We start from the raw sequence: 25,046 nt of genomic DNA, 5'->3' as shown, positions 1-25,046 counted from the left end.
AGCACGGCCACAAAGCCTACGCGTTCCGGTCCCGGGCGCTGGTCTCCGGGGTGTGGATGGCCACGCTCCTGCTGACCGCGGCGGCCTGGACCGCGGCCCTCTATCTGGCGGAGCGCGACCAGCGCGACACGCTGCAGCGGGCCGAGCGCGACACCGGCAATCTGGCGCACATCATCGCGGAACAGACCACGCGGGCCATCGCCGGGACCGACCGCATCCTGTCCTTCATCGGCTACGATCTGTACCGGCTGGGCAGCCAGAGCCCGCTGCTGCGCGACGTCATGCGGAACGCGACGCTGGATTCCGACCTGCTGCTCCAGCTCGCCTACGCGGACGGCAAGGGCGACCTGATCCAGACCAGCGTGGACAACGCCCCGGCCAAGGTGAATCTGGCCGACCGCGAGCATTTCCGCGTGCACAAGGAAGGAACGGTCCAGGGGCTGTTCATCAGCCGGCCCGTCTTCGGGCGGGCGTCGGGCAAATGGTCGATCCAGCTCAGCCGCAAGGTCGACGCCCCGGACGGTGGGTTCGGCGGAATGATCGTCGCCTCGCTCGACCCCTTCTATTTCGGGCGCACCTTCGACAATCTGGATGTCGGCCATGACGGAGTCATCTCCATCATCGGCCGCGACGGCATCCTGCGCGCGCGCAGCGTCATGGACGACCGCATCATCGGATTGGCTCTCGGCATGTCGCCGATCCTGCGGGAGGCGCAGGAGAAGACGCAAGGCTTCCTGCGTTCGGTCAGTCCCGTCGACGGGGTGGCCCGCCTGACCAGCTTCCGCAGCCTTCCGCACTACCCGCTGATCGTCAGCGCGGGCTTCGGCGAGGCGGAGTTCATGGCCGAAACCTGGGCGCGGCAGCGCGCCTACACCGTCGGAGCGGGCCTGACCACCGCCCTGCTGTTCGTCCTGGCCGCGTTGGTGACGTGGCAAAGCCGCGCCCAGGAGCGATCCCACGCCACGCTGGACGAAGCCGCCCGGCATCTGCGCGCCAGCAAGACGAAGCTGCGCGACATCGCGGAGACGGCGTCCGACTGGTTCTGGGAGATGGACGCCGATCTGTGCTTCGCCGGCGTGTCCGGAGCCTATGCCGGATCGATCCGCGATCCGGAGCTGTACCGCGGCCGGCGCTGCGAGGACATCGCCCTGCGCGAGGCCGGCGACGAGGCCCATTGGGAGGGGCAGCGCCGCAGCCTGGAGGACCGGCAACCCTTCCGCGATTTCGAATTCGCCGTCCGCGGGCCGGACGGCGACACCCGCATCTGGTCGCTCAGCGGCAAGCCGGTCTTCGACGATCTGGGCGCCTTCGCCGGTTACCGCGGCTCCGGCTCCGACGTGACGGAGCGGCGTCGGGCGGAACGGTCGCTGACCGACAGCGAAGGGCGCTACCGCGCCATGTTCGCCGCGGTCGGCCAGCCCATCGTGGTCACCGACCAGAACGCCGTGATCACCGGCTTCAACCCGGCGGCGGAGTCCCTCTTCGGTTTCCGCGAAGCGGAGATGATCGGGCGCAACGTCAGCGCCCTGATGCCGGACGAGCACGCCGCCAACCACGACCGCCTGTTCCGGGAGTACCAGTCCAGCGGCCGGGGCAGCCCGAGCGGCGTGATCCGCGAGGTGCCGGTCCGGCGCGCCGACGGCGCTCTGGTGCCCACCGAGATCGCCCTGTCGAGCTGGCGGGCCGGCGGGCGCGAGCATTTCATCGGCGTCTTCCACGACCTGTCCAAGGCCAAGCAGATCGAGGCCGACCTGCGCCGCGCCCGCGACAGCGCCGAGCACGCCAACCGGATGAAGAGCGAATTCCTGGCGACCATCAGCCACGAGATCCGCACGCCGATGAACGGTGTCCTCGGCACGCTGACCCTGCTCGACGGCGAGGGGCTGGATGCGGAGGAGCGGCGTCTGGCCGGCGTCGCCCGCCGTTCGGCGGAAAGCCTGCTGCGGCTGCTGGACGACATCCTGGACTTCTCCAAGCTGGAGGCCGGGCGGATCGCCATCGAGGACGAAACCTGCGCGCCCGCCGACCTCGCGGAGGCGGTGATGGCGGTGTTCCAGCCCTCGGCTGCGGACAAGGGGCTGACCCTGTCCTGTCGCATGCTGCCCACCGTTCCGGAAGCGGTGGTCACCGATCCGGCCCGCCTGCGGCAGATCCTGTTCAATCTGGTCGGAAACGCGGTGAAGTTCACCGGCGCCGGCCATGTGGCCGTGCGCGCCCGCCGCGGCGCCGACCTGCCGGACGGGCGCTTCCTCCTGGAGTTCGAGGTGGAGGACAGCGGCATCGGCATCGCCGAGGAGTCCATCCCGTCGCTGTTCGACCGTTTCACCCAGGCCGACAGCTCGATCACCCGCCGCTACGGCGGCACCGGCCTGGGGCTGGCGATCTGCAAGGAGCTGTGCGGGCTGCTCGGCGGAACGATTTCCGTCACCAGCGCGCCGGGGAAGGGAAGCCTGTTCCAGTTCTCGGTCGCCTGCGCGCCGGGCGATCCGGCGGCGCTGCGCCACGCCGCGGAGGCGCCGCCGGCCGCCCCCCTGCCCCCTTTGCGGGTGCTGGCGGTGGACGACAACGCGGTGAACCGGGACATCGTGCGCGGCCTGCTGGTGCGCGGCGGGCACAGCGTGGTCACCGCCGCGGACGGGGACGAGGCGGTGCGGACCGTGGAGCGGTCGGAGGAGCCCTTCGACGTGGTCCTGATGGATGTCCAGATGCCGGGCATGGACGGGCTGACCGCCACCCGCCTGATCCGCGCGCTGTCGCCGCCGCGCAACGACGTACCGGTGATCGCGCTGACCGCCCACGCCTCGGGCAGTTCGCTTCCGGAATGCATGGCGGCGGGCATGAACGGGTTCGTGCCGAAACCGCTGCGCCCGGCGGCGCTCGACGCGGCGATCCGTGCGGTTGTCGGCGGTCCCGCTCCCAAGGCGGCGGTTGCTGCGGCGGCGGTTCCGGATACCGCTCCGGTGGCGGAGTTGCTGGACCGTGAACAGGTGGACAGCGTGGCCGAGGCGCTCGGTCCGGAGTTCTGGTCCGAGGCCTTGGAGGGCTTTTCCCGCACCGCGCGGGAGCAGGTGGCGCGGATCAGCGCCGCCCTGGCCGCCGGTGGCGAGCACCGCCGCGCCGCCCACACGCTGAAGGGGCTGTCCTGGAACATGGGGGCGAAGCGGCTGGGCGACCTCGCGCTGGCGCTGGAAAAGGCCCCGCCCGACGAGGCCCTGGCCCTGGCCGGAAGCCTGGAAGGCGTGCTGAAGGACAGCGTCGAGGCATTGTCCGGACCCTTGTGAGGGCAAGGACAGTGCCTCGGGCCTGTCCCGGCCTCGTCAGGAGGCCGGCATCTCGCCGGTCACCCAATAGTCCACGCGCTGCTTGTTGTTGGCGATGTAGTTGTCGATCGCCTTCTCATAGGAGGTGCCGTCGGCCTCCAGCATGATCGCCTCCAGATCCTCCAGCGGCAAATACATGCGGGTCAGGAACTCGGCGACCTTGGGGTGATCCTGGTAGAAGCTCTTGCGGGCCATGACGTGGACCCGCTCCAGCCCGCCCAGCGAGCCCTTCGGGTCCTCCAGGTAGCGCAGCTTCCACTTGGCGAACATCCAGTGCGGGCTCCAGGCGGTGACGGCGACCCATTCGTCACGCTTCACGGCGCGGCCGAGGGCGGCGGTCATCGCGGCGCCGCTGGCCGACACCAGCTCGTAATCCTTGAGGTCATAGTCCTTCAGCGCCTTTTCCGACGCCTGCATCAGGCCCGCGCCGGGATCGATGCCCTGGATCTTGCCCTTCAGCTTCTCACGCACCTCCGGCTTGGCGAGGTCGGCGATGGTCTTCACCTGATCCTCCGGCACATAGTCCGGCACGGCCCAGCCCAGGCGGGCGCGGGTGTAGAGCATGCCCAGCGGCACGATGTCCTTGCCCACCTTGTCCAGATAGGAGGCGTGGGTGGTCGGCAGCCAGGACATCATCATGAAGTCGAGGTCGCCCTTGGCGAGCCCCTGATATTGCAGGCCGATGTCGGCCAGCACCAGCTCGACCGGCTGATCCAGCCGTTCCTGGATGAGGCGTTGGGCGAGCTTGGTCACCGCCTCGGCGTCGGACCAGGCGGTCCAGCCGATGCGGACCGGCTTCTTGTCCTCGGCGGCAACGCTGGCGGAGGACAAAGCGGTGCTGCCGATCACGGCGGCGACGCCGAGGGCCATCATCTTCAGAAACGTGCGTCTCATGCAAAAAATCCTTTGTTCTGTATGGTTTTGGGGATGGCGGTTCATCCCGCTTCCGTGACTCCGTGCGTGGGAGACAGGTGCGCGTCGTCCTTCGGCCGATCCGCGCGGCGGCGGTTCAGCAGGGAGCGCAAGGCGGACCGGGGGGAGCGTCCCCCCGCGTCCGGGGTTCCGAAACTCTGGGTGATGCGGTCGAGCAGGATCGCCAGGATCACCACGGCCAGGCCGCCCTCGACGCCGAGGCCGATGTCCAGCCGCTGGATGCCGCGCAGCACCTCGTTGCCGACGCCGCCCGCCCCGATCATCGAGGCGATGACGACCATCGACAGCGACAGCATGATGGTCTGGTTGATGCCGGCCATGATCGACGGCAGCGCGGTCGGCATCTGCACCTTGAACAGGAGCTGGCGCGGCGTGCAGCCGAAGGCGAGGCCGGCCTCGACCAGCTCGTGCGGGACCTGCCGGATGCCCAGGCTGGTCAGGCGGACGACCGGCGGCATGGCGAAGATGATCGTCGCGATGATCCCCGGCACGCGTCCCAGCCCGAACAGCATGGCCGCCGGGATCAGGTAGACGAAGGCCGGCATGGTCTGCATCAGGTCGAGCGCCGGGCGCACCACCGTTTCCACGCGGTCGTTGCGCGCGGCGACGATGCCCAGCGGAACGCCGATGGTCAGGGCGATGGCGGTCGCCGTCAGCACCAGGGCCAGCGTGTCCACCGTCTGGTGCCACATGCCCAGCCCGGCGACGACCAGCAGCGAGGCCGCGGCGAACAGCGCGAAGCGCCAGCCGTTCCGCCACAGCCCGATCAGCACCACGATGGCGGCCAGCGCCACGCCCGGCAGAAAGGTCAAGGCGCTCTGGACGCCGTCGGCGACCGCGCCGACCACGAGGTCGATGCCGTCGAACAGCCATTGCGCGTGGTCCAGGAGGAACATCACGGCGGCGTCGGCCCAATCGCCGATGGGAAGCTTGAATTCCATGGTCAGCGCGTCCGTCCAAGGGTTTCCAGATAGGCGGTCTTGGAGATCGCCCCGACATAGGCGCCCCGCCCGTCCACCACCGGCAGCGGGCACGGCGCCGACGCGATGCGCGGCAGCACCTCGTCCATCGGCAGGTCGACGGGGATCGGCTCGATGCCCGGCAGCAGCGCCTCGTCCAGCGTGGCGGAGCCGTTGTGCCGCTCGATGGCGGTGACCAGCGTCTCCACCGACACCACGCCGTGGAAGCGGCGGCGCCCGTCCTGGACATAGCCGAACTCGCGGTCGCGCTCGCGCAGCTGGCGGACGGCGGCGCGCGGGCCTTCGCCGGTGTGGCGGATCAGAGTCACCTGATCGCGCCGGGCGATGTCGCCCGCCGTCAGGATCTTGGTGACGTCGATGTTGCGGAAGAAGGAGCGGACGTAGTCGTTGGCCGGCTGCTTCAGGATCTCGTCCGGGCGCCCGACCTGGATGATCTGGCCGCCCTCCATGATGGCCAGCCGGTCGCCGATGCGGATCGCCTCGTCCAGATCGTGGCTGATGAAGACGATGGTGCGCTGACGTTCGGCCTGAAGGCGCAGCAGCTCGTCCTGCATCTCCGTCCGGATCAGCGGATCGAGGGCCGAGAAGGCCTCGTCCATCAGGAGGACGGACGGCTCGTTGGCGAGCGCGCGGGCCAGGCCGACGCGCTGCTGCATGCCGCCCGACAGCTCCCGCGGGAAGCTCTCCGCGTAGGGACCGAGGCCGACCGCGTCCAGCGCCTGCTGCGCCTTGTCGCGCCGCGCCGTCAGGCTCTCCCCGGCGATCTCCAGCCCGAAGGCGGCGTTCTCCCACACCCGCAGGTGCGGCAGTAGGGCGAAGGACTGGAACACCATGCCGAGGTCGCGCCGCCGCAGCTCGGTCAGTTCGGCGCGCGACAGCTTGGTGATGTCCCGCCCGTCGATCCGGATCTCGCCCGCGGTCGGGTCGATCAGCCGGTTGAGCATGCGGACCAGCGTCGATTTGCCAGAGCCCGACAGGCCCATGATGACGAAGATTTCACCGGCCTCGACCTCGAAGGTGGCGTCGAGGACGCCGACGGTCTGGCCGGTTCTTTTAAAGATCTCTTCCTTGGAAAGACCCGCCTTCAGCAGGTCGAGCGCCTGACGTGGGTGGCGCCCGAAAATCCGGGTAACGCCGTTTACGGCAATTTTCGCGGTCATCCGCTGATGCCTCCGCTCTTGGCAAAATGCGTGTGGTTCCGGACCCCGAAAGGGACCGGTCCGTCGTGCAGCCTTCATTGGAAGCAGGGGGAAGCAGGGGCGTGCCGGGGGTGGAGAGGCACGCAAGGCAAGGACTTTCGTCCGCACGCCAGCAATTTCGACAGCCGCGTCGCGACCGCCTCCCGCCAACCACAGGGAAAGTAAAGTCACATGAGAAAACGCAAAAACAGCGAAGACTCATGAAATTGAAGGCTATATGAACAAGAAAACAGATTTATCTATGCATGCATACCGATGTCACCTCTGAAACAGACTGGGGTTGTAGGGAAACGCGCACACGGAATGGCGCTCCTGAAGCGCGTTCAAGAGGACAATTCCTGGCCGCCACTGACAAGAGGCTAACAAACTTTAAGGGAGATTTGAAGCCTTTTTGTGTCTCGGTTGGATATGGCACCGGATCAATGTCGTTCAAGCGTGAATTTAAAGGCTTATTGTCCTAATTCTGCCCCACGGTTCCTTCCGTTTTCGCCGCCCTGGGATGCGCCCTGCGGCGACCGGCGTGTTGTGGCGGCGGACCGGTTGCGGCACCATGTCCTTGCATGTCTTCCGTTTCCGGTCAGCAAGGGGCCTTGATGAGCAACCCGTTCTTCGAAACCTGGACCACGCCCTTCGGCCTGCCGCCCTTCGACCGCATCCAGGCCGAGCATTTTCCGCCCGCCTTCGACCATGGCATGGCGGAAAACATCGCGGAGATCGCGGCGATCACCGGAAACCCCGACGCCCCGACCTTCGCCAACACCATCGAGGCGATGGAGCGCAGCGGTCGCTTCCTGAACCGGGTCGGCGGCGTGTTCTGGAATTTGAACTCCAGCAACACCACCGACGCGCTGGAAACCATCGCCCGCGACTACGCGCCGAAATTCGCCCAGCATTCCATGCGCATCGCGCTGGACCCGGCGCTGTTCGCCCGCGTCGCCGACCTCTACGAGCGGCGCGACACGCTGGACCTTGCCCCCGACCAGCTGCGCCTTCTGGAGCGCCAGCATCTGGGATTCGTGCGCAGCGGCGCTCTGCTGCCGCCGGACGCCAAGGCGCGGATGACCGCGATCACCGAGCGGCTGGCGACCCTGCACACGCTGTTTGGCCAGAACGTGCTGCACGACGAGAAGGACTGGCAGCTCGTCCTGGAGGAGAGCGACCTCGCCGGCCTGCCCGACTTCGCGCGCAACGCCGCCGCCCAGGCCGCCAAGGAGCGCGGGCAGGAGGGCAAGTACGTCATCACGCTGGCCCGTTCCTCGGTCGAGCCGTTCCTGACCTTCTCGGCCCGCCGCGACCTGCGTCAGGTGGCCTACGAAGCCTGGATCCGCCGCGGCGAGCATGAGGGCGAGCACGACAACCGCCCGCTGATCCGCGAGATCGTCGCGCTGCGCACCGAGCAGGCGAAGCTGATGGGCTACGCCAGCTACGCCGATTTCAAGCTGGACGACAGCATGGCGAAGGACACCTCCGCCGTCGAGCGGCTGCTGCTTCAGGTCTGGGGTCCGGCCAAGGAGAAGGCCGCCGCCGAGCGCGCGGAGCTTCAGGACTGCGCCCGGGCGGAGGGCATGAACGAGCCGATCGCCCCCTGGGACTGGCGCTACTACGCGGAGAAGGTGCGGCAGGCCAAGTACGACATCGACGAAGCGGAGGTGAAGCCGTACTTCGTGCTGGAGAACATGGTGCGCGCGGCCTTCGACACCGCCGGGCGCCTGTTCGGGCTGACCTTCACCGAGCGGCCCGACCTGCCGGTCTACCACCCGGACGTCCGCGTCTACGAGGTGACGGAGAAGGACGGGCGGCACGTCGGCATCTTCCTGCACGACAATTTCGCCCGCTCGTCGAAGCGCTCCGGCGCCTGGATGAGCAGCTACCGCGACCAGGAGAATTTCGACGGGGCGGTGTCGCCGATCATCGTCAACAACAACAACTTCTCGAAGGGCGAGCCGACGCTGCTCAGCTTCGACGACGCCGAGACGCTGTTCCACGAGTTCGGCCATTTCCTGCACGGCTGCCTCAGCGACGTCCGCTACCCGAGCCAGTCCGGCACCTCGGTCCGCCGCGATTTCGTCGAGCTGCCCTCGCAGATCTACGAGCACTGGCTGGCGGTTCCGGAAACGCTGTCCACCTACGCCCGGCACCACCAGACCGGGGAGCCGATCCCGCAGGACCTGCTGCGCCGCCTGCTCGCCGCCCGCAACTTCAACCAGGGCTTCGGCACGGTGGAATACACCGCGGCGGCTCTGCTCGATCTGGAGTTCCACACCCGCAGTGACGCCGCCGACACGGACGTCGCCGCCTTCGAGCGGTCGGTGCTGGACAAGATCGGCATGCCGGCGGAGATCGCCGTGCGCCACCGCCCGACCCATTTCCAGCACCTGTTCGCCGGCAGCGGCTACGCCTCGGGCTACTACGCCTATCTGTGGGCGGAGGTGCTCGACGCCGACGGGTTCGAGGCGTTCCTGGAAACCGGCAACCCCTTCGACCCCGACCTTGCGGCGAAGCTGAAGACGATCTATTCGTCGGGCGACACCCGCGACCCGATGGAGCTGTACACCGCCTTCCGCGGACGCGAGCCGCGCATCGAGGCGCTTCTCAAGCACCGGGGCCTGACCCAGTCGCTCGGGGACGCCTGAAGCACCGCCCATCGGCGCCGCAGACACTTTGACGAGGACAAGGGACAGGGGATGGGCCGGACGCCCTCCCCCGTCCCGAGAGGATGCTTATGGCTGTTTCTCTTCTCGACCCCGCCCGCTACCGCCGCATGCCCTGGAAGAACGGCGGCGGGACGACCACCGAAATCGCCCTCCAGGAGTTGCCCGGCGCCCCCGGCCGCTTCCTCTGGCGGGTCAGCATCGCCGACGTGGCGGAGGCCGGCCCCTTCTCCGCCTTCACCGGCTGCGAGCGGCTGATCGCCGTGGTCGAGGGCGCCGGCATGCGGCTGACCGTGGACGGCGTCCCGGCGACCGTGACCAACCGCGCCGACCCCTTCCGCTTCTCCGGCGACGCCGCGGTGGACTGCGCCCTGCTGGACGGGCCGATCCGCGACTTCAACCTGATCTTCGACCGCGAGCGGGCCGACGCCCGGCTCGACATCCTGCCGGCCGACACGGTCGCGGACATTCCCGCCGGCGGCGTGGCGCTGGTCCACGCCCTGGACGGCGAGGTGATCCTGCGCACCGGCGACAGCGTGGCGCGGGTGTCGCCGGGCTGGACCGCCCGTCTGGACGCCGCCGCCACGTTGGAGACCGGGCCGGGCGCCTGCGCCGTCCTCGCCCGGATCGCAGTGCGCGGGTAATTGTTAGCTCCTTCGCTTCGGGGAGCGGCACCCCGATTTTATCGGGGTGCCGGGCTTTGTCGCGGAACTTGACGCCTTCCCGAAGAGCGTCCATATCGATGGTTGAGGAGTCCGGTGGGCGTAAGCTGGTGCCTTCGCGCAGCAGGGATTCTGGCTTTGTTGTGACTCCGGGCCCCTCAATTTCCGTCAGCACCGGTTCGGACAAGGGGATAAGGACCCCGCGTGATGGGTTACGGCGCCGTCCGGCAGGTCATCTCCGGAACGCCGTAGCCCCAGGTCACCCGCGCTTCGCCCTGATGCTCCCAAAAGCTCTCGTTGCGGCCCTGGTAGCGGGCGCCGGACGCCGCCGGCTGTCCGATCATCAGCGACACGGCGTCGCCGCGCTCGGCGATCATCGTCGGCGGGTCGGTCTCGAAGAAGGTGGCGGTCAGCTCGTTGGCGGCCTGCCCGTCGCAGGCGAAGCGGACCGGGCCGATCGAGGGCACCAGCCGGTATTTGGCCTGAAGCTCGGCGATGCGCAGGCGGTACTGTTCCTCCACGCAGGCGCGGCGGTCGTCGGCCTTCCAGCAGTCGTTGCGGCCCTTGATCCAGCCGCGCTGCTCCGCCTTCAGCACCGGGGGACGCTCGTTCGCCGCCTTGCCCACGGCCTCGCCATAGACGCCGGCCAGCTTGCGGTCGAGCGCCGACAGGCCGGCGTCGGTGCAGACCATCCGCTCGATGCTGCCCGCCTCCACCGTGGCGCAGGAGAAGGAGGGGCCGGCGGTTTCTGCGGCGAGGGCGGTGCTGCCCCATGCGAGCGTCGCCACAAGGGCGATGTGCAAGGCGTTGCGGCGTGCACGCATGGCGCTTCTCCCGTCCGTTTCTCTGGGCTCGGTCAGAATGCCGCGTTCCATGTCGCGGGGAAAGACGTCCCCTCTCCCGCCCCGGGAGAGGGAAGGGGCCCACGCGAAGCGTGGGAAGGGTGAGGGTCCCGGCAATGGGCAGGCGTCTTGATCCTCGCGCGACCCTCACCCGCCCGCTGCCGCGGGCACCCTCTCCCGGGGCGGGAGAGGGATTGGCGACCGCTTCGCCTTCAACCCCGCGGCAGGTAGCCGAGCTGGTGCGAGATCGCGTCCGCCGTCTCCACCACCTTGGTCCGCAGATGGTCGAGCGTGGCGGGCTGGTCCATCACGGCGCTGGGGCCGGACAGGTTGATGGCGGCGATGACCTCGCCCCGGTGGTCGCGGATGGCCGCCGCAATGGCGACGATCCCCGACACGAAGGAGGAGCGGTTCATCGTCCAGCCGCGCTTGCGGTCCTCCGCCACCTCCTGGATCAGCGAGGTCAGCGTGACCGCCGTGGTGTCGCTGTACCGGTCCAGCCGCACGCCGGTGTAGAGCTGAGCGATGGCCTCGTCGCTGAGGCCGCTCAGCAGCATCCGCCCCATCGCGGTGGCGTGGGCCGGCAGGCGGTAGCCGACCGCGATGTTGCTGGACAGCGTCATGTGCGAATGCGCGCGGTAGACGTAGACGATCTCCGTCCCATCGCGCACCGCCATGTGGGCGGAGATCTGCGTGCTGTCGCGCAGCCCGTCGATGTAGGGGATCGCCACCTCGATCCCGTCCAGCCCCGACAGGTAATGGTAGCCGAGCTGCATCGACCGCGGCGCCAGGCGGTAGGACTTGCCGTCCCCCATCCGCCCGATGTAGCCGAGATGCTCCAGCGTGAAGACCAGCCGGTAGGCCGAGGCCCGCCCGATCCCCAGCGCCTTGGCGATGTCGGTCAGGGTCAGCGTCCGGCGCTGCGGCGTGAACAGCTCCAGGATGGCCAGCCCGCGCTGCAGCGCCGGGGCGATGTAGGTGTTCGGATCGGTCTCGCTCATCTGTCCCGGCGCAACCCCTCGATGGCGCGCCGGTAGGCGGCCCGGATGGCGTCCTCCCGGACGTGGCGGCCCTCGCGCACCACGGTCCGCCCCGCCGCGACCACGTCGCGCACGGCGTGCCCGTCGCTGGCGAAGGCATAGGCGTCCAGGAGGCTGTCGTCGGTCCGACAAAGCAGTTTCGGGTTGTCGGCGTCAAGCACGACGAGATCGGCGGGCTGGCCCACCCGGATGCCGCCGCCGGTCACCGGCTGGCCCAGCGCCTGCGCGCCGCCGGCCACCGCCGCCCGGTAGAGGCCGCCGCCGATGGACGGCCCGTCCCCGGCGCGCAGCACGTTGCGCCGCCGCTGCACCAGCCGCTGGCCGTATTCCAGGACGCGCAGCTCCTCTGCCGCGGACACGCTGATGTGGCTGTCCGAGCCGACGCCGAACCGCCCGCCCCGCGCCAGGAAGGGAATCGCCGGGAACAGCCCGTCGCCCAGATTGGCCTCGGTCGTCGGGCAGAGTCCGGCCACGGCGCCGCTCGCCGCCAGACCGTCGACCTCCGCCGGGGTCAGGTGCGTGGCGTGGACGAGGCACCAGCGCGGCCCGACCGGAGCGTTCTCCAGAAGCCATTCCACCGGGCGCTTGCCGCTCCAGGCGACGCAGTCGTCGACCTCCGCCGTCTGCTCGGCGATGTGGATGTGGATGGGCGCGTCGGGATCGAGCGCGTCGAGGCCGGCCAGCGCGTCGCGCATCTCCTCCGGCGTCACCGCGCGCAGCGAATGCAGGGCGAGGCCGGCGCGGCGGCCCGCCCGCTCCGCGCCCATGGCCGTCTGCATGGCGGCGACGATGGACAGCAGCCCGTCCACGTCGTTGATGAAGCGCTTCTGCCCGTCGGACGGCGGCTTGCCGCCGAACCCGCTGTGGGCGTAGAGCACCGGCAGATGGGTCAGCCCGATCCCCGCCGTGTCCGCGGCGGCCAGGATGCGGCGCGACATCTCCGCCCGGTCGGCGTAGGGCCGCCCGTCGGCATCGTGGTGCAGGTAGTGGAACTCCGCCACCGCCGTGTAGCCCTGCTTCGCCATCTCCATGTAGAGCAGCGCCGCGACCGCCTCCGCCGCTTCGGGCGTCATGCGGCGGACGAAGCCGTACATGGCGTCGCGCCACGTCCAGAAGCTGTCCTCCGACGCGCCGGCGTATTCGGTCAGCCCGGCCATGGCGCGCTGGAAGGCGTGGCTGTGCAGGTTGGGCATGCCGGGGATCACCGGCCCGGCGGCCTGGGGCAGGCCCTCCGCGGAGGCGTCCCGCTCCACCGCCGTCAGCGTGCCCCGCGCGTCGAAGCGCAGCGCCACGTTCGAGGCCCAGCCCTCGGGCAGCAGCGCCCGTTCGCAGAACATTCCGTTCATGCCGTCCCCCGTCACGCCATCCATCGCCGCCTCCGTCACGCCCGGTTCTCCGCCCAATCGGCCATGGCCCCGATGAAGCGCCGCAGATGCGGGCGGATCCGCGCGGCGCGCGCCTCGTCGAAGGCGAAGGGCGCCTCCTCCTCCATGTAGGTCACCTGCGCCATTTCGAGCTGCACGGCGTGCCAGCCCTCGGCCGGGCGCCCGAAATGGCGGGTGATGTGGCCGCCCTTGAAGCGCCCGTTGAGGACGTGGGTGAAGCCGTCGGCCCCGGCGTCCGCGCCGACCGCGACCAGCCGGTCGCTCAGCGTTGGGTCGGCGCTGCGCCCGTCGTTGGTGCCGATGTTCAGGTCGGGCAGCCGCCCTTCGAACAGCCGCGGCACGACGGAGCGGATGGAATGGGCGTCGAACAGGACCGCCCGCCCGAACCGGTCGCGCAGCCGGGTCATCTCCGCGGTGATGGCGTCGTGGTAGGGCGTCCAGTAGCGGGTGACCCGCTCCGCCACCTCCGCCGCGTCCGGTTCGGCGCCCGGCTGGTACAACGGCGCCCCGTCGAACAGGGTGGTCGGGCAAAGGCCCGTGGTGGCGCCGCTGTAGAGCGGCGTGTCGTTGCTGGGGCGGTTCAGATCGACGACGTAGCGCGAGAAGCGCGCCTGGATCACCCCGACTCCGAGGTCCTCCAGGAAGTCATAGAGCCGCAGCAGGTGCCAGTCGGTGTCGGGCAGTCCCTGCGCCTCCGGCACCAGCCGGCCGACGAATCCGTCCGGCAGCGCCGTGCCGACATGGGGCAGGCTGACCAGCACCGGACGGCGCGCGGCGTGAAACCCGAAGACGTCCATTTGCTCTCTCCCGTGCGACAAGTGTTTTGTCAGCAAAATTCTTGCATCCCTGTTCGGTCGCCCCCGGCTTCCGCGGCGGTTGCGGTACGCAGCCGCAACACCGGCGTTGCCATAAGGCGTCTGTCATGCTCCAGTATGACAAACGGCGTTGACGCGACTGTTTTCCCTGGGCAACATATGTTTTATAGGCAAAACACGGCGCTGCCAAGCCGGTCGCTGCGCCGGGGGCCTTCCCCGGCTTTCGAACCCGGCGACGCGGGCGCAACGAACAGGGAAATTCCAAGCCATGAAGTCCTTCGGTAAGTTTCTCGCCGCCGCCTCCTTCGCCGCCGCCGCGGTCGTCACCGTGGTCGGCGCCGGGTCCGTCCCGGCGCGCGCCGAGGACGCGGTGATCGCCTCGATCAAGCAGAACGGCACCTTCCGTGTCGGCGTGGACGCCACCTTCGCGCCCTTCGAATTCTCGCAGGACGGCAAGAAGACCGGCTTCGACATCGAGCTGGTCGAGGCCATCGCCAAGGAGCTGGGCGCCACCAAGGGCGTCGAGTGGGTGGACATCGACTTCAAGGGCCTGATCCCCGGCCTGATGGCCAACCGCTTCGACATGATCGCCTCGGCCATGTACATCACCGAGGAGCGCCGCAAGGTCGTCGCCTTCTCCGACACCTACTATCCGGGCGGCCTCGTCATCATGGTCAAGGCCAACAACACCGCCGTGAAGGGCCCGGCCGACCTCGAAGGCAAGACCGCCGCCGTGCAGATCGGCACCAAGTCGGTCGTCCATCTGAAGGAGCATTTCCCGAAGACGAAGATCGTCGAGGTCGAGACCAACGCCGAGATGTTCGGGCAGGTCGAGATCGGCCGCACCGACGTCGCGGTGACCGGCAAGCCCGCCGCCAAGCTCTACGCCCAGACGCACCCGACCGTGAAGGTGCTGGACGACCAGCTCACCACCGAGGATTACGGCTTCGCCATGCGCAAGGACAACACCGAGCTGGTGACCAAGGTGAACGCCGCCATCGCCAAGCTGAAGGCCGACGGCACCTACCAGAAGCTCGTCGACAAGTGGTTCGAAGCCAAGAAGTGATCGCTTTTTTTGTGAACGGAGGACCCCTCCCGTGACGCTCGACTTCGCCCCCGTCTGGGGAGGGTTGCCGGAGCTGCTGAAGGGCACCGTGGTCACCATCGAGGTGACCGCGGCGGCCTTCCTGCTCAGCGCCGTGCTTGGCCTGCTCGTCGGCATCATCCGGCTCAACCCGGCGCGGCGCGTGCTGTACGGCATCGCGTCGGCCTATGTCGCCTTCATCCGCGGCACGCCGCTGCTGGTGCAGCTGTTCCTGCTGTTCTTCGGCCTGCCGCAGTTCGGCATCCTGCTGCCGGCGTGGCTGTGCGGCGTGATCGGGCTCGGCATCTACAGCGGCTCCTACGTGTCGGAGGTGGTGCGCGGCGCCATCCAGTCGATCGACCGCGGCCAGATGGAAGCCGCCCGCTCGCTCGGCATGTCCTACCGCGAGGCGATGTGGGAGGTGGTGCTGCCCCAGGCCTTCCGCCGCATGCTGCCGCCGCTGGGCAACGAGACCATTGCGCTGATCAAGAATTCGGCGCTGGTGTCGCTGCTGACCATCGACGACGTGATGCGCGAGGGGCAGCGCATCATCTCCACCAGCTTCCGCGCGCTGGAGGTCTACATCGCGGTGGCGCTGATCTATTTCGTGCTGACCAACGCGGCCACCTGGATCCTGCGCCAGATCGAAAAGCGCATGACCGTGGAAAGAGGGTAAGCCGGTGATCGAGATCCGCAACGTCTACAAGAGCTTCGGCAGCACCGAGGTGCTGAAGGACGTCAGCCTGACCGTGCCGCCGTCGCGCACCACCGTGGTCATCGGCCCGTCGGGTTCGGGCAAGAGCACGCTGCTGCGCTGCTGCAACTGCCTGGAGACCGCCGACCGCGGCGAGATCCGCATCAACCACCGCACCATCATCGCCGACGGCAAGCCGCTGCCCGACAAGGAGCTGAACGCGCTGCGCGCCGAGACCGGCATGGTCTTCCAGTCCTTCAACCTGTTCCCGCACATGACCACGGTGGAGAACGTCATGCGCGCGCCCGTCGTGGTGCGCGGCATGGCCAAGGCCGAGGCGCGGGAGCTGGCGATGGGGCTGCTGCGCAAGGTGGGGCTGGACGACAAGGCCGACGTCTATCCGTCCACCCTGTCGGGCGGTCAGAAGCAGCGCGCCGCCATCGCCCGCGCGCTCGCCATGAAGCCGAAGGTGATGCTGTTCGACGAGCCGACCTCCGCGCTCGACCCCGAACTGGTCGGCGAGGTGCTCCAGGTCATGAAGACGCTGGCGGAGGAAGGCATGACCATGATGGTGGTGACCCACGAGATGGGCTTCGCCCGCGAGGTCGCCGACACCGTCGTCGTCATGGCCGACGGGCGCATCGTCGAGTCCGGCCCGCCCGAGCAGATTTTCACCAACCCGACCCAGGAGCGCACCCGCGGCTTCCTGCGCGCGCTGGTGGACGGCCATCTGGCCGGCGCCCGCCCGCAGCCGGCGGCGGACGATCCGCTGGACGCCCTTCCCGGCAACCACTGACGTCCCGCCCATCTTGCCCCACAGCCCTCGCGCGCCCGCCTCGCCGCTCATGGTGCTGGCCGCGCTGATCCTCGGCGTCTGCGTCATCCAGGTCGCCAACGGCATCCTGCAAATCCTGCTGCCGCTCCGCCTCGCCGAGGCGGCGGCCCCGCCGCTGGTCGTCGGGGCGGTGGCGTCGGCCTATTCGGTCGGCTTCGTGCTGGGCTGCTGGGCCGCCCCCTGGATGATCCGCCGGGTGGGCGGGGTGTGGTCCTTCGCCGCCTTCGGGCTGCTCGCCGCCGCCGCCACGCTTCTGCTGAACCTGCTGCCCGACGCCCAGGCCTGGGTGGGGCTGCGGCTGCTGATGGGGGTCTCCTATGTCGGGATGCTGACCGTCGCGGAAAGCGGGCTGGCCGCCCTGACCCCGCCGGGATCGCGGGGCAGCGTCTTCTCCCTCTACATGATCGCCTGCAAGGTGGCGGTGATCGGCGGCCAGATGCTGCTCGCCAACCCGGACCTGTCGGCCCTGTGGCTGACCGTCCTGGCGGCGGGCTGCTACGGCCTGTCGCTGGTGCCGGTGGCGGTGGTCCGCCCGCCCGCCGGCGCCGCGCCGAAGGGGCCGGCGCCCTCGCCCTGGCAGTATGTGCGGCGGGCGCCGGTGGCCTTCGCCGGCTGCCTGACGGTGGGCTTGTGCAACACCGCGGTCACCGGCATCGGCCCGGCCTGGCTCGCCGGGCTGGCCCTGCCCGCCGCCGGGGTCGCGCTGATCATGTCGGGCATCCAGGTCGGCAGCGTCGTGCTGCAATGGCCGATCGGCCGGTTTTCGGACCGCCACGACCGGCGGCTGGTGATCTTCGCGGTGTCCGCGGTGGCGACGGTCGCCGCCTTCCTGATCGCCGCCTTCGCCAACCCGCCCGGCGGGGCGGCGCCGCAGACCGTCCTGCTCGGCCTGTTCACCCTGTGGGGCAGCGCGGCCCTGTCGCTCTACGCGATCTGCGTGGCCCACGCCAACGACCATGTGACGGTGGAGGAGACGGTGCCACTGGCCAGCGCCCTGCTGCTCGCCTGGGCACTGGGCGCGGCCCTCGGCCCGCTGCTGGCGACGGCGGCCATGGAATGGTTCGGGCATGACGCGCTGTTCGTCTATGTCGGGGTGGTGTCGGGCGGGCTGACCCTGTTCGCCGGCCTGCGCCGCCTCATCAGCGGACCGTTTCGGGCGGAGCCGTAAGGCTTGGCCGCGGGCGGCCCGGCGGGCTATTGTGGCCCGCCCGGCAGCCCCCCTCCCCGCGCTCCATGCCCAGCACCACCGACACCCCAACCGACGAGCAGTTCCGGGCGATCCAGGCCATCCACGCCTGGTACGCCGACCCCGCGGCCCCCCAGATGTTCTGGCTGGCCGGCGAGGCCGGGACCGGCAAGACCAAGACCACCGTCTTCGCGCTCGATCATCTCCAGGACCGCCGCAACCTGGAGAATTTCGTGGTCGGCGCGCCCACCGGCAAGGCCGCGCAGGTGCTGCGCCGCAAGGGCATCGACCGGGCGGCGACGCTGCATTCCCTGGTCTACGCGCCGCGGCAGGACGACGACACCGGCGAGCTGTTCTTCGCCCGCAAGTCGGAGGGCAAGTTCGCCGAGGCCGACCTGATCGTCTGCGACGAGGGCTCGATGGTCGGGGACGACGTGGCGGGCGACCTGCTGCGCTCCGGCAAGAAGATCCTGATGATCGCCGACGACTACCAGCTCCCCCCGGTGACCGGCCAGGGCACGCTGACCAAGGGCGAGCCGGATTTCCGGCTGGTCGAGCCGCACCGCACGGCGCGGGAGAGCCCGGTGATCCGGCTCGCCCATCTGCTGCGCCGGCAGGAGCTGCCGCGCCGCTTCGGCACCGCCGGGAACGCCCACGTCCTGCCGCTGAACCGGGTGACCGAGCCGCTGGCCCTGCGGGTGGACACCCAGACCATCTGCGGCACCCACCGCGTGCGCACCGACTTCACCCGGCGCATCCGCAGCCGCCACGGCTTCGACACGGTGATGCCCCAGGCCGGCGAGCGGGTGATCTGCCGCCGCAACGACCGCGAGGAAGGGTTGTTCAACGGCATGATCGGCACGCTGACCCGCCCGGCGGCCGAGGGGCGGGGCCGCCAGGACGGGCTGTGGTCGCTCGGCGTCCATATGGAGGACGAGGTGAAGCCCCGCAGCAAGCTGATGGTCCATCCCTGGATGTTCCAGGCCCATTACAGCGGCGAGACCAAGGCGCCGCGGGTGGAGCGCGACGTGCAGCAGTTCGATTGGGCCTGGATGATCACCTGCCATTCCGCCCAGGGGTCGGAGTTCCCCTCCGTCACCGTGCTCGACGATTCCGCCGCCTTCCGCGAGCACAAGTGGCGCTGGCTGTACACCGCCGTCACCCGCTCGCAGGACGAGCTGTTCCTGCTGCTGCGCAACGCCGATCTCGGCGGGAACTGGCGGATGCCGGAACTCGACATGTGACGGTATGACGTAACCCTCTCCCCGGAGGGGAGAGGGGATTTTGCAGGCGGTGGTGCTGGCCGCCTCACGCCGCCGCGGCGACGCGCTCGATCTTGGCGGGAAGACCCTGGCGCACCGCCGTTCCGGCGATGGGATCGACCCAGACCGAGGCGCCCGGACGGGTCGGGTCGTGCAGGCCGAGGTCGTTGATGTTCCCCCCCGCCCCGATCTCCGGCACCACCGGCTGGCTGTGGCCGCCGATGACGTGCGGCCGCGCGCCGAACTCCTTGTGGCCGAAGCCGTGCTCGACGGCCAGCACGCCGGGCATCACGCCGTGCCGGACGATGGCGGTCGCCAGCTCCGCCCCGCCCGGCGTGGCGATGCGGATGCGGTCGCCGGTGGCGATGCCCAGCCGCCGCGCGTCCTCCGCGTTGATGCCCACCGGGTTCTCCGGATGCAGGTGGCGCAGGCGGCTGGCCGCGATGGTGTAGGCGCTGACCAGAACCGATTTCGAGCTGATGAGCTGGAAGGGCCAGTCCTCCGCCGTGTGGACCTGCCGCATCGGCGTGCCGTCGGCGAAGGCCGGGGGCGTCCAGGCGGCGGTGCCGGTCCAGCGCTTGCCGGTGACGCTGCTCTTGGCCGCGCCGACCGCCTCGTTGTAGACCAGCAATCCGTTCTTGAAACGGTGTGTGGCCTTGTCGCCCTCGAAGCCCTCCGCCTGGTTCTGGTAGCGCCCGCCGCGCGCCAGGATGAAGGCGACCTTGCGCCACTCCTCCTCCTTCAGAACCGCCTGGAGCGCCGGCAGGACGCGGGCGACGCCGGACAGGGCGATGTCCTCGTCCGTGGCGTCGGGCACCGGCTGCTTGCCCAGCCACGCGATGTTGGCGCCGCCGCGCAGGTACCAATCCTCCGGCCGCTCCAGCGGGTGGGTGTTCCCGTCCATGTCGGCGATGGCGTCCGGGCCGAAGCCGGGCAGCCCCAGCCGCTTCGCGAGCGCGATCAGGAAGGTTTCCATCTGGACGTGCCGGCCCTCCGGCAGCGGCTCGGTGCGCGGAGTCACCACCGGCCAGCGCGCCGTCGAGGTCTTGGTCGGCACGCCCGCCCAGGGGGATGCCCAGCCCCAGGTCTCGTACAGCACCGTGTCCGGCACGATGTAGTCGGCGAAGGCCGTGGATTCGTTGATGAAAGGGTCGATGGCGACGATCAGCGGCAGCGCCTTCGGGTCGCGCAGCGTCGCCTCCACCTGGGCGCGGACGCCGGGGATGCCATAGACCGGATTGCTGTTCCACAGGAACAGGGCCTTCAGCGGGTACGGGTAGCCGTCCACCACGCCGCTGGTCAGATACTCGGTGGTGAGCTGCGGGGCGTTCGGGTACCAGGGCGCCTTGGCCGGATAGGGCTTGCCCGCCTCCTTCTTCGCCTTGAATTCGCTGGATTTCTCGTAGGGGACGGGGCGGCTGATGGCCGTGCCGGAGGGCTTCACCTGTCCGGGGAAGCTCGCCAGCTTGTAGCGCGGGCCGTCCTGCTCGTCCGGGAAGCGCCCGCCGCCGACGATGGTGCCGCCCTTCCAGTTGAGGTTGCCGATCAGCGTGTTCAGCGTCACCACCCCGAAGGCGTTGTAGAAGCCGTTGCCGGCCATCATGCCGCCGTGGGTGTTGGCGGCGGCCTTCTTGCCGTGGCTGGTGAACTCCCGCGCCAGACCGGCGATGACGTCGGCGGGAATGCCGCAGGCGTCGGCGTAGCCGGCGAGGTCGAGCTTCATCGCCTGCTCGCGCAGCAGGGTCAGGGCGGTCTTCACCGCCACCTCGCCCGCCGGGGTCGCCACCGTCCCGCCGTGGAACAGCGTCGCGGGTCCCATCAGCGCGTCGTGGGCCACCGGCGTGCCGGCGGGGTCGAGCACCACGAAGGCGTCCTTGGCGCCGTAGCGCTCCTTCTCGTCCAGCGTCACCCAGCCGAGGTCGGAGGCGCGCAGCATCCGCCCGTCGCGCGGGTGGCCCGCCTGCTGGATCACCAGATGGGTGGCGTTGCACCAGCCGGCCTCGCCCGCCGCCTCCGCCGCCGTGCCGTTGGGCTGGGAGAGATAGGTGGCGTCGATGCGCCCGTTCTCGAACATCCAGCGCATCATGCCCATGACCAGGGCGCCGTCGGTGCCGGGCCGGATGGGAATCCAGTCGGAGCGCTCCGCCGCCGCGCGGTTGTCGGCGTTGGTCAGCACCGGGTCGACGACGACGTAGTTCAGCACGCCGTCCGTCCGCCCCTTGGCGAGCAGCATGGCCTGCCGCTTGAACGGGTTGCCGGCGTTCGACGGGGCGGTGCCGATGAACAGCACGAACTCGGCGTTCTGCAGGTCCGGCTTGGCGTGCGGCATCTTCTTGGCGTCGCCGAACACCGCCCCGGAGCCGGACCGGTAGGCGCCGCCGCAATAGGAGCCGTGGCCGACATAGTTGATCGTCCCCAGCGCCTGGTTGAAGAAGCGACGCACGAAGGGGTCGCGCCCGTCGTTGACCGACGACAGCAGGGCCACCTGGTTGACCTTCGGCCCCAACTCCGGAGCCGCCGGATCGATGGGTGTCTTCAGGTCGCGCAAGGCGCGCAGGCCGGGCACCGGGCCTTCGCCGAACAGGTCGCCGCCCTCGGCGATCTCCTCCACGAGCCGGTCGAAGGCGATGGGCTCCCACCGGCCGGAGCCGCGCGGGCCGACGCGCTTCATCGGCGTGGCGACGCGGAAGGGTGAGGTCAGCATCTCCAGCGCCGCGTTGCCCCGGCCGCAGGCGGTCGAGCGGCCCTTCAGCCCCTTCTCGTCCAGCCGCGACAGCGACTTGAAACTGTCCTTGATCGGCGTGCCGTAGGGCAGGAAGGGATCGGTGGACAGCGGGCTGTAGGGGTTGCCGGCGACGCGCAGCACCTTGTTCTTTTCGACATCCACCCGGACGCGGACTCCGCACAGGGTGGTGCAGCCGAGGCAGGCGACGTTGGCGACGATCTGGCCCGGCGTCGGGGTGAGGTCGCCGGTCGCCGGATCGACGCGGAATTCCGGGACCGGGGCGTTGCCGGAGATGGCGTGGTCGGGCTTGTCCCCGGCCCAGGCGCCTTTCACGAGCTTGCGCCCGGTGTCGGAGAAGCCACCCGCGAAGGCGGCGAGGGCGCCGCCCGCGGCGCTGGTCTTGAGGAGAAGGCGACGGGAAATCGACATGATGGGTGCTCCGTTCACTCGGCGGCGGCCACGGTTCCGGCGGGCGCCTGGGGCGCACGGGCCGGAGCGGGCGCCGGGCGGCGCGGGAAAGGCAGGATGGCGGTGAGAGCGATCAGCAGGAACAGCCAGAGTCCGGCGGTGCCGACGATCCCCAGCAGCCCCTCCGGGCCGGCGGGCAGCGCGTAGTCGTAGAAGCCGGCGCCGGTCTTCGGCACGGTCTGGCCGCCGATGAACACGGTCCAGCGGAACATCCAGGCGCCGTGCAGGGCGATCAGCCCGGTCAGCAGCCCCGTCCCGGCGGGCTTGGCGACGGCGATGGCGAAGGGCAGCGCGGTGGCGGCGACGGCCCAGACGGCGGTGACGCGCCACGCCTCCGACCCGGCGACGCTGCCCAGCGCCTCGGCGTGGGTGGCGTCCAGCCCGAACAGGCCGAGCGCCAGCCACAACGCGCCGACCAGCATGACCCCGCCCAGGACGCCGGCGAGCAGCCGGTTCGCCCGCACCTCCACCGCGCGGTCGTTGCCGGCGGCGAAGCGGTTCAGCACCAGCACCAGACCGGCGGCGCCGGCCAGCGCGGTCAGCAGGAACTGCACGGGCAGGAAGGGCGTGTGCCACAGTGGACGCGCCTTGACCACCGCGACCTCCGCCCCGGTGTAGAGGGCGACCAGCAGCGCGCCGGCCAGGGCGAACAGGCCGGCGGCGCGGATCAGCGCGTCGTTGCGCCCACCGCCCAGCGACGCCAGCCGGTAGAGTGCCGCAAGGCGGCTGTCCACCCGGCCATGCGTCTGCAACTCCTCGCGGAAGCACGCCCAGCCGTAGACCAGCAGGCCGGTGACGTAGAGGGGGATGAAGACGGAGCCCCACCACATCCAGGAGGTCGGCCGCAGCACGACGTAGAAGTGCCAGAAACGGCCGGGCTGGTGCAGGTCCGACAGCAGCGCCACCGGGGCGGCCAGCCCGCAGGTCAGCGCCACCAGCAGGGCGGTGCGCCCGAGCGCGCGCCAGTCCTCTTTTGCGAAGGCGTAGCCGGGCAGGCTGAGCAGCAGGCCGCCGACCGACAGGCCGATCAGGAAGAAATACTGCACGGCCCAGGGAAGCCACGCGACCTCGCGGGTCACGTTGATGACCTCGACGATGTGGTTGTCCATCACGCGTGCTCCTTTCGGGCGTGGGTTTCGCCGCTGGGCCGCCAGAGCGTCGGCGTGCCGTCGACCTTCCCCTGGAAGCGGGGATCGAGGCCGAGGTAGAAGACGCGCGGCTGGGTCCCCTGCTCCGGCTTCAGCACCTTGGGGTTTCCCTCGCGGACCAGGGTGGCGACGGCGCTGTCCGGGTCGTTCAGGTCACCGAAGATACGGGCGCCGCCGACGCAGGTCTCCACGCAGGCGGGCAGCAGGCCGGCCTCCACGCGGTGGACGCAGAAGGTGCATTTGTCGGCGGTCTGGGTCTCGTGGTTGATGAAGCGCGCGTCGTAGGGGCAGGCCTGGACGCAATAGGCGCAGCCGACGCAGACGGTGTTGTCCACCACGACGATGCCGTCCCGGCGCTGGAAGGTCGCGCCGGTCGGACAGACGGGAATGCAGGGTGGATCCTCGCAATGGTTGCACAGGCGCGGCAGCATGTAGCTGCCGGCCTTGCCCTGCTCGGTCACCTCATAGGTGGAGACGATGGTGCGGAAGCTGTTCTCCGGGACGTCGTTCTCCATGATGCAGGCGACCGTGCAGGCCTGGCAGCCCACGCATTTGCCCACGTCCACCACCATCGCCCAGCGGTGCGCCGGATCGCCGTCCCGGCGGAGCGACGCAGCGCCGGGGGCTGCGGCGGCGGCCGGCATCGTCGCCACCGTCGCGGCGCCGATGGTCGCGGCACCGGCGCCGAGGCAGAAGTTGCGCCTTGATCGGTCCATGGCTGGCCTCTTCGCACCTGAATCCTTCGGCCGCGACGAACCGCGGCCCTACAGTGCGAAGGGTACCGGCGCCCTGCCCCCACGCCCATTGGGGGCATCCCTACACTTCTTAGGGTAAACCCCAGTGACGACATGCCGCAGGGGCCGGGCCATGGTTTCCGGCGGCGATCAGCCCTTGAGGGCGTCGGCGACGGCGCGGGCCACCCCGGCGTGGGTGGCGTCCCGCTCCTTGAAGTCGTCGGGCGTCTCGGTCAGGTAGCTGGCGATCAGCAGCGGCGCCCTGCCCTCCGGCCAGACGATGCCGATGTCGTTGGCCGTCCCGCGCACGCCGGTTCCGGTCTTGTCGCCGACGCGCCAGCCCTTCGGCAAGCCGGCGCGCAGCCGCTTGTCGCCGGTCCGGTTGGCGACCATCCAGGCGATGAGCTGGTCGCGCGACGCCGGGGTCAGCGCGTCGCCCAGCATCAGCCGCTCCATGCTGTGGACCATCGCCGCGGGCGTGGTGGTGTCGCGCGGGTCGCCGGGGATGGCGCTGTTCAGCGACGGCTCGTTGCGGTCCAGCCGGGTCTTCCGGTCGCCCAGGGTGCGCAGGAAGGCGGTCAGCCCGGCGGGGTCGCCCACCGCCGGCAGCAGCAGGTTCGCCGCCACATTGTCGCTGAGCGTCATCGTCGCCTCGCACAGTTCGGCCACCGTCGGGGGTGGGCCGTCGAGACGGGTTTCGACGAAGGGCGCGTAAGGGACCATGTCCGCCTTGCTCACCGGGATGCGCCGGTCCAACCGCTCCCGCCCCTCGTCCACCTGTTTCAGGATGGCGCCAGCCAAAAGAAATTTGAAGGTGCTGCACATCGCGAAGCGCTCGTCCGCGCGATGGCCGAAGCTCTGCCCGGTGCCGGTGTCGAGCACCGCCACGCCCAGCCGCCCGCCGCTGCGCTTTTCCAGTGCGGCGATCGCGCCGGCCAGCCTCTTGTCCCCGAATGTCCTGGGTTTCTCCGCCTTCACGCCGGTTGCCGCCAGCAGCGTCACGCCGCCCGCCGCGGCCAGGAAAGCCCGCCGTCCGATCATCGTGTCCTCGTGTCATGCCGTGTCGATGGGCGGACGATAAAA

Annotated in this window: 19 protein-coding genes; 8 read left to right on the top strand and 11 right to left on the bottom strand. The window is 69.8% G+C overall.

The window, feature by feature from the left end; translation table 11 throughout:
- Positions 1 to 56: 56 nt before the first annotated feature.
- On the top strand, positions 57 to 3,281 hold the full coding sequence (locus GBZ26_RS03000; RefSeq protein ID WP_246654035.1) for a PAS domain S-box protein: 3,225 nt from the start codon (positions 57 to 59) through the stop codon (positions 3,279 to 3,281).
- 36 nt (positions 3,282 to 3,317) lie between these two features.
- Here GBZ26_RS03000 and GBZ26_RS02995 read toward each other — a convergent pair whose 3' ends face one another.
- The 3 genes from GBZ26_RS02995 to proV are packed head-to-tail and all read right to left on the bottom strand — an operon-like array spanning position 3,318 to position 6,393.
- On the bottom strand, positions 3,318 to 4,214 hold the full coding sequence (locus GBZ26_RS02995; RefSeq protein ID WP_246654034.1) for a glycine betaine ABC transporter substrate-binding protein: 897 nt from the start codon (positions 4,212 to 4,214) through the stop codon (positions 3,318 to 3,320).
- A 41-nt stretch (positions 4,215 to 4,255) separates the two neighbouring features.
- Positions 4,256 to 5,194: an ABC transporter permease gene (locus GBZ26_RS02990; RefSeq protein WP_174437530.1), complete on the bottom strand. Its 939-nt coding sequence runs from the start codon at positions 5,192 to 5,194 to the stop codon at positions 4,256 to 4,258.
- A 2-nt stretch (positions 5,195 to 5,196) separates the two neighbouring features.
- On the bottom strand, positions 5,197 to 6,393 hold the full coding sequence (gene proV / locus GBZ26_RS02985; protein ID WP_174437529.1) for a glycine betaine/L-proline ABC transporter ATP-binding protein ProV: 1,197 nt from the start codon (positions 6,391 to 6,393) through the stop codon (positions 5,197 to 5,199).
- Between the two features lie 632 nt (positions 6,394 to 7,025).
- Between proV and GBZ26_RS02980 the strand changes: the two genes are divergently transcribed.
- Both GBZ26_RS02980 and GBZ26_RS02975 read left to right on the top strand, forming a co-directional pair.
- The gene (locus tag GBZ26_RS02980) at positions 7,026 to 9,065 is read left to right on the top strand and encodes a M3 family metallopeptidase (RefSeq protein ID WP_174437528.1); all 2,040 of its coding nucleotides are present in this window, start codon (positions 7,026 to 7,028) and stop codon (positions 9,063 to 9,065) included.
- 89 nt (positions 9,066 to 9,154) lie between these two features.
- A complete protein-coding gene (locus GBZ26_RS02975; protein WP_246654033.1) occupies positions 9,155 to 9,727 on the top strand; it encodes a HutD/Ves family protein in 573 nt (190 codons plus the stop codon).
- 230 nt (positions 9,728 to 9,957) lie between these two features.
- Here GBZ26_RS02975 and GBZ26_RS02970 read toward each other — a convergent pair whose 3' ends face one another.
- From GBZ26_RS02970 to hutG, 4 genes are all read right to left on the bottom strand, one after another.
- Positions 9,958 to 10,569, bottom strand: a complete 612-nt coding sequence (locus GBZ26_RS02970; protein ID WP_174437527.1) for an MliC family protein — start codon at positions 10,567 to 10,569, stop codon at positions 9,958 to 9,960.
- A 230-nt stretch (positions 10,570 to 10,799) separates the two neighbouring features.
- Positions 10,800 to 11,588 carry an IclR family transcriptional regulator gene (locus GBZ26_RS02965; protein ID WP_174437526.1) on the bottom strand — a complete coding sequence of 263 codons (789 nt, stop codon included), beginning with the start codon at positions 11,586 to 11,588 and terminating at the stop codon, positions 10,800 to 10,802.
- Positions 11,585 to 13,012: a formimidoylglutamate deiminase gene (locus GBZ26_RS02960; RefSeq protein WP_343207287.1), complete on the bottom strand. Its 1,428-nt coding sequence runs from the start codon at positions 13,010 to 13,012 to the stop codon at positions 11,585 to 11,587. Before GBZ26_RS02960 ends, GBZ26_RS02965 begins: the two co-directional genes overlap by 4 nt.
- Entirely contained in the window at positions 13,009 to 13,809 is an 801-nt protein-coding gene (gene hutG / locus GBZ26_RS02955) for an N-formylglutamate deformylase (protein WP_174437525.1), read from the bottom strand. Before hutG ends, GBZ26_RS02960 begins: the two co-directional genes overlap by 4 nt.
- Before the next feature lie 286 nt (positions 13,810 to 14,095).
- On the opposite strand from hutG, the gene GBZ26_RS02950 reads away from it, so the two are divergent.
- The 5 genes from GBZ26_RS02950 (at position 14,096) to GBZ26_RS02930 (ending at position 18,870) form a co-directional block, all read left to right on the top strand.
- On the top strand, positions 14,096 to 14,893 hold the full coding sequence (locus tag GBZ26_RS02950; RefSeq protein ID WP_174437524.1) for a glutamine ABC transporter substrate-binding protein: 798 nt from the start codon (positions 14,096 to 14,098) through the stop codon (positions 14,891 to 14,893).
- A gap of 31 nt (positions 14,894 to 14,924) precedes the next feature.
- Positions 14,925 to 15,587: an amino acid ABC transporter permease gene (locus GBZ26_RS02945; protein WP_035679436.1), complete on the top strand. Its 663-nt coding sequence runs from the start codon at positions 14,925 to 14,927 to the stop codon at positions 15,585 to 15,587.
- 4 nt (positions 15,588 to 15,591) lie between these two features.
- On the top strand, positions 15,592 to 16,401 hold the full coding sequence (locus GBZ26_RS02940; protein WP_174437523.1) for an ATP-binding cassette domain-containing protein: 810 nt from the start codon (positions 15,592 to 15,594) through the stop codon (positions 16,399 to 16,401).
- A 13-nt stretch (positions 16,402 to 16,414) separates the two neighbouring features.
- Positions 16,415 to 17,608, top strand: coding sequence for an MFS transporter (locus GBZ26_RS02935; RefSeq protein WP_174437522.1), 1,194 nt, complete (start codon positions 16,415 to 16,417; stop codon positions 17,606 to 17,608).
- 65 nt (positions 17,609 to 17,673) lie between these two features.
- A complete protein-coding gene (locus GBZ26_RS02930; protein WP_174437521.1) occupies positions 17,674 to 18,870 on the top strand; it encodes an ATP-dependent DNA helicase in 1,197 nt (398 codons plus the stop codon).
- A 64-nt stretch (positions 18,871 to 18,934) separates the two neighbouring features.
- Here GBZ26_RS02930 and GBZ26_RS02925 read toward each other — a convergent pair whose 3' ends face one another.
- The 4 genes from GBZ26_RS02925 to bla all read right to left on the bottom strand — a co-directional run bounded on the left by GBZ26_RS02925 (position 18,935) and on the right by bla (position 25,004).
- Positions 18,935 to 22,042 carry a molybdopterin dinucleotide binding domain-containing protein gene (locus tag GBZ26_RS02925; RefSeq protein WP_174437520.1) on the bottom strand — a complete coding sequence of 1,036 codons (3,108 nt, stop codon included), beginning with the start codon at positions 22,040 to 22,042 and terminating at the stop codon, positions 18,935 to 18,937.
- Positions 22,043 to 22,056: 14 nt separating this feature from the next.
- Positions 22,057 to 23,190: an NrfD/PsrC family molybdoenzyme membrane anchor subunit gene (gene nrfD, locus GBZ26_RS02920; protein ID WP_174437519.1), complete on the bottom strand. Its 1,134-nt coding sequence runs from the start codon at positions 23,188 to 23,190 to the stop codon at positions 22,057 to 22,059.
- Positions 23,190 to 23,945 (bottom strand): sulfate reduction electron transfer complex DsrMKJOP subunit DsrO, encoded by a 756-nt coding sequence (gene dsrO / locus GBZ26_RS02915; RefSeq protein WP_174437518.1) that lies wholly within the window; start codon positions 23,943 to 23,945, stop codon positions 23,190 to 23,192. Before dsrO ends, nrfD begins: the two co-directional genes overlap by 1 nt.
- Before the next feature lie 168 nt (positions 23,946 to 24,113).
- Positions 24,114 to 25,004: a class A beta-lactamase gene (bla, locus tag GBZ26_RS02910; RefSeq protein ID WP_174437517.1), complete on the bottom strand. Its 891-nt coding sequence runs from the start codon at positions 25,002 to 25,004 to the stop codon at positions 24,114 to 24,116.
- Positions 25,005 to 25,046: the final 42 nt, after the last annotated feature.

The organism is Azospirillum formosense (genome assembly GCF_013340925.1).
In the GTDB taxonomy this organism is placed as follows: domain Bacteria; phylum Pseudomonadota; class Alphaproteobacteria; order Azospirillales; family Azospirillaceae; genus Azospirillum; species Azospirillum formosense.
The sequence above is the reverse complement of the archived record's forward strand: the minus strand, read 5'-3'. Positions and strand labels throughout refer to the sequence as shown.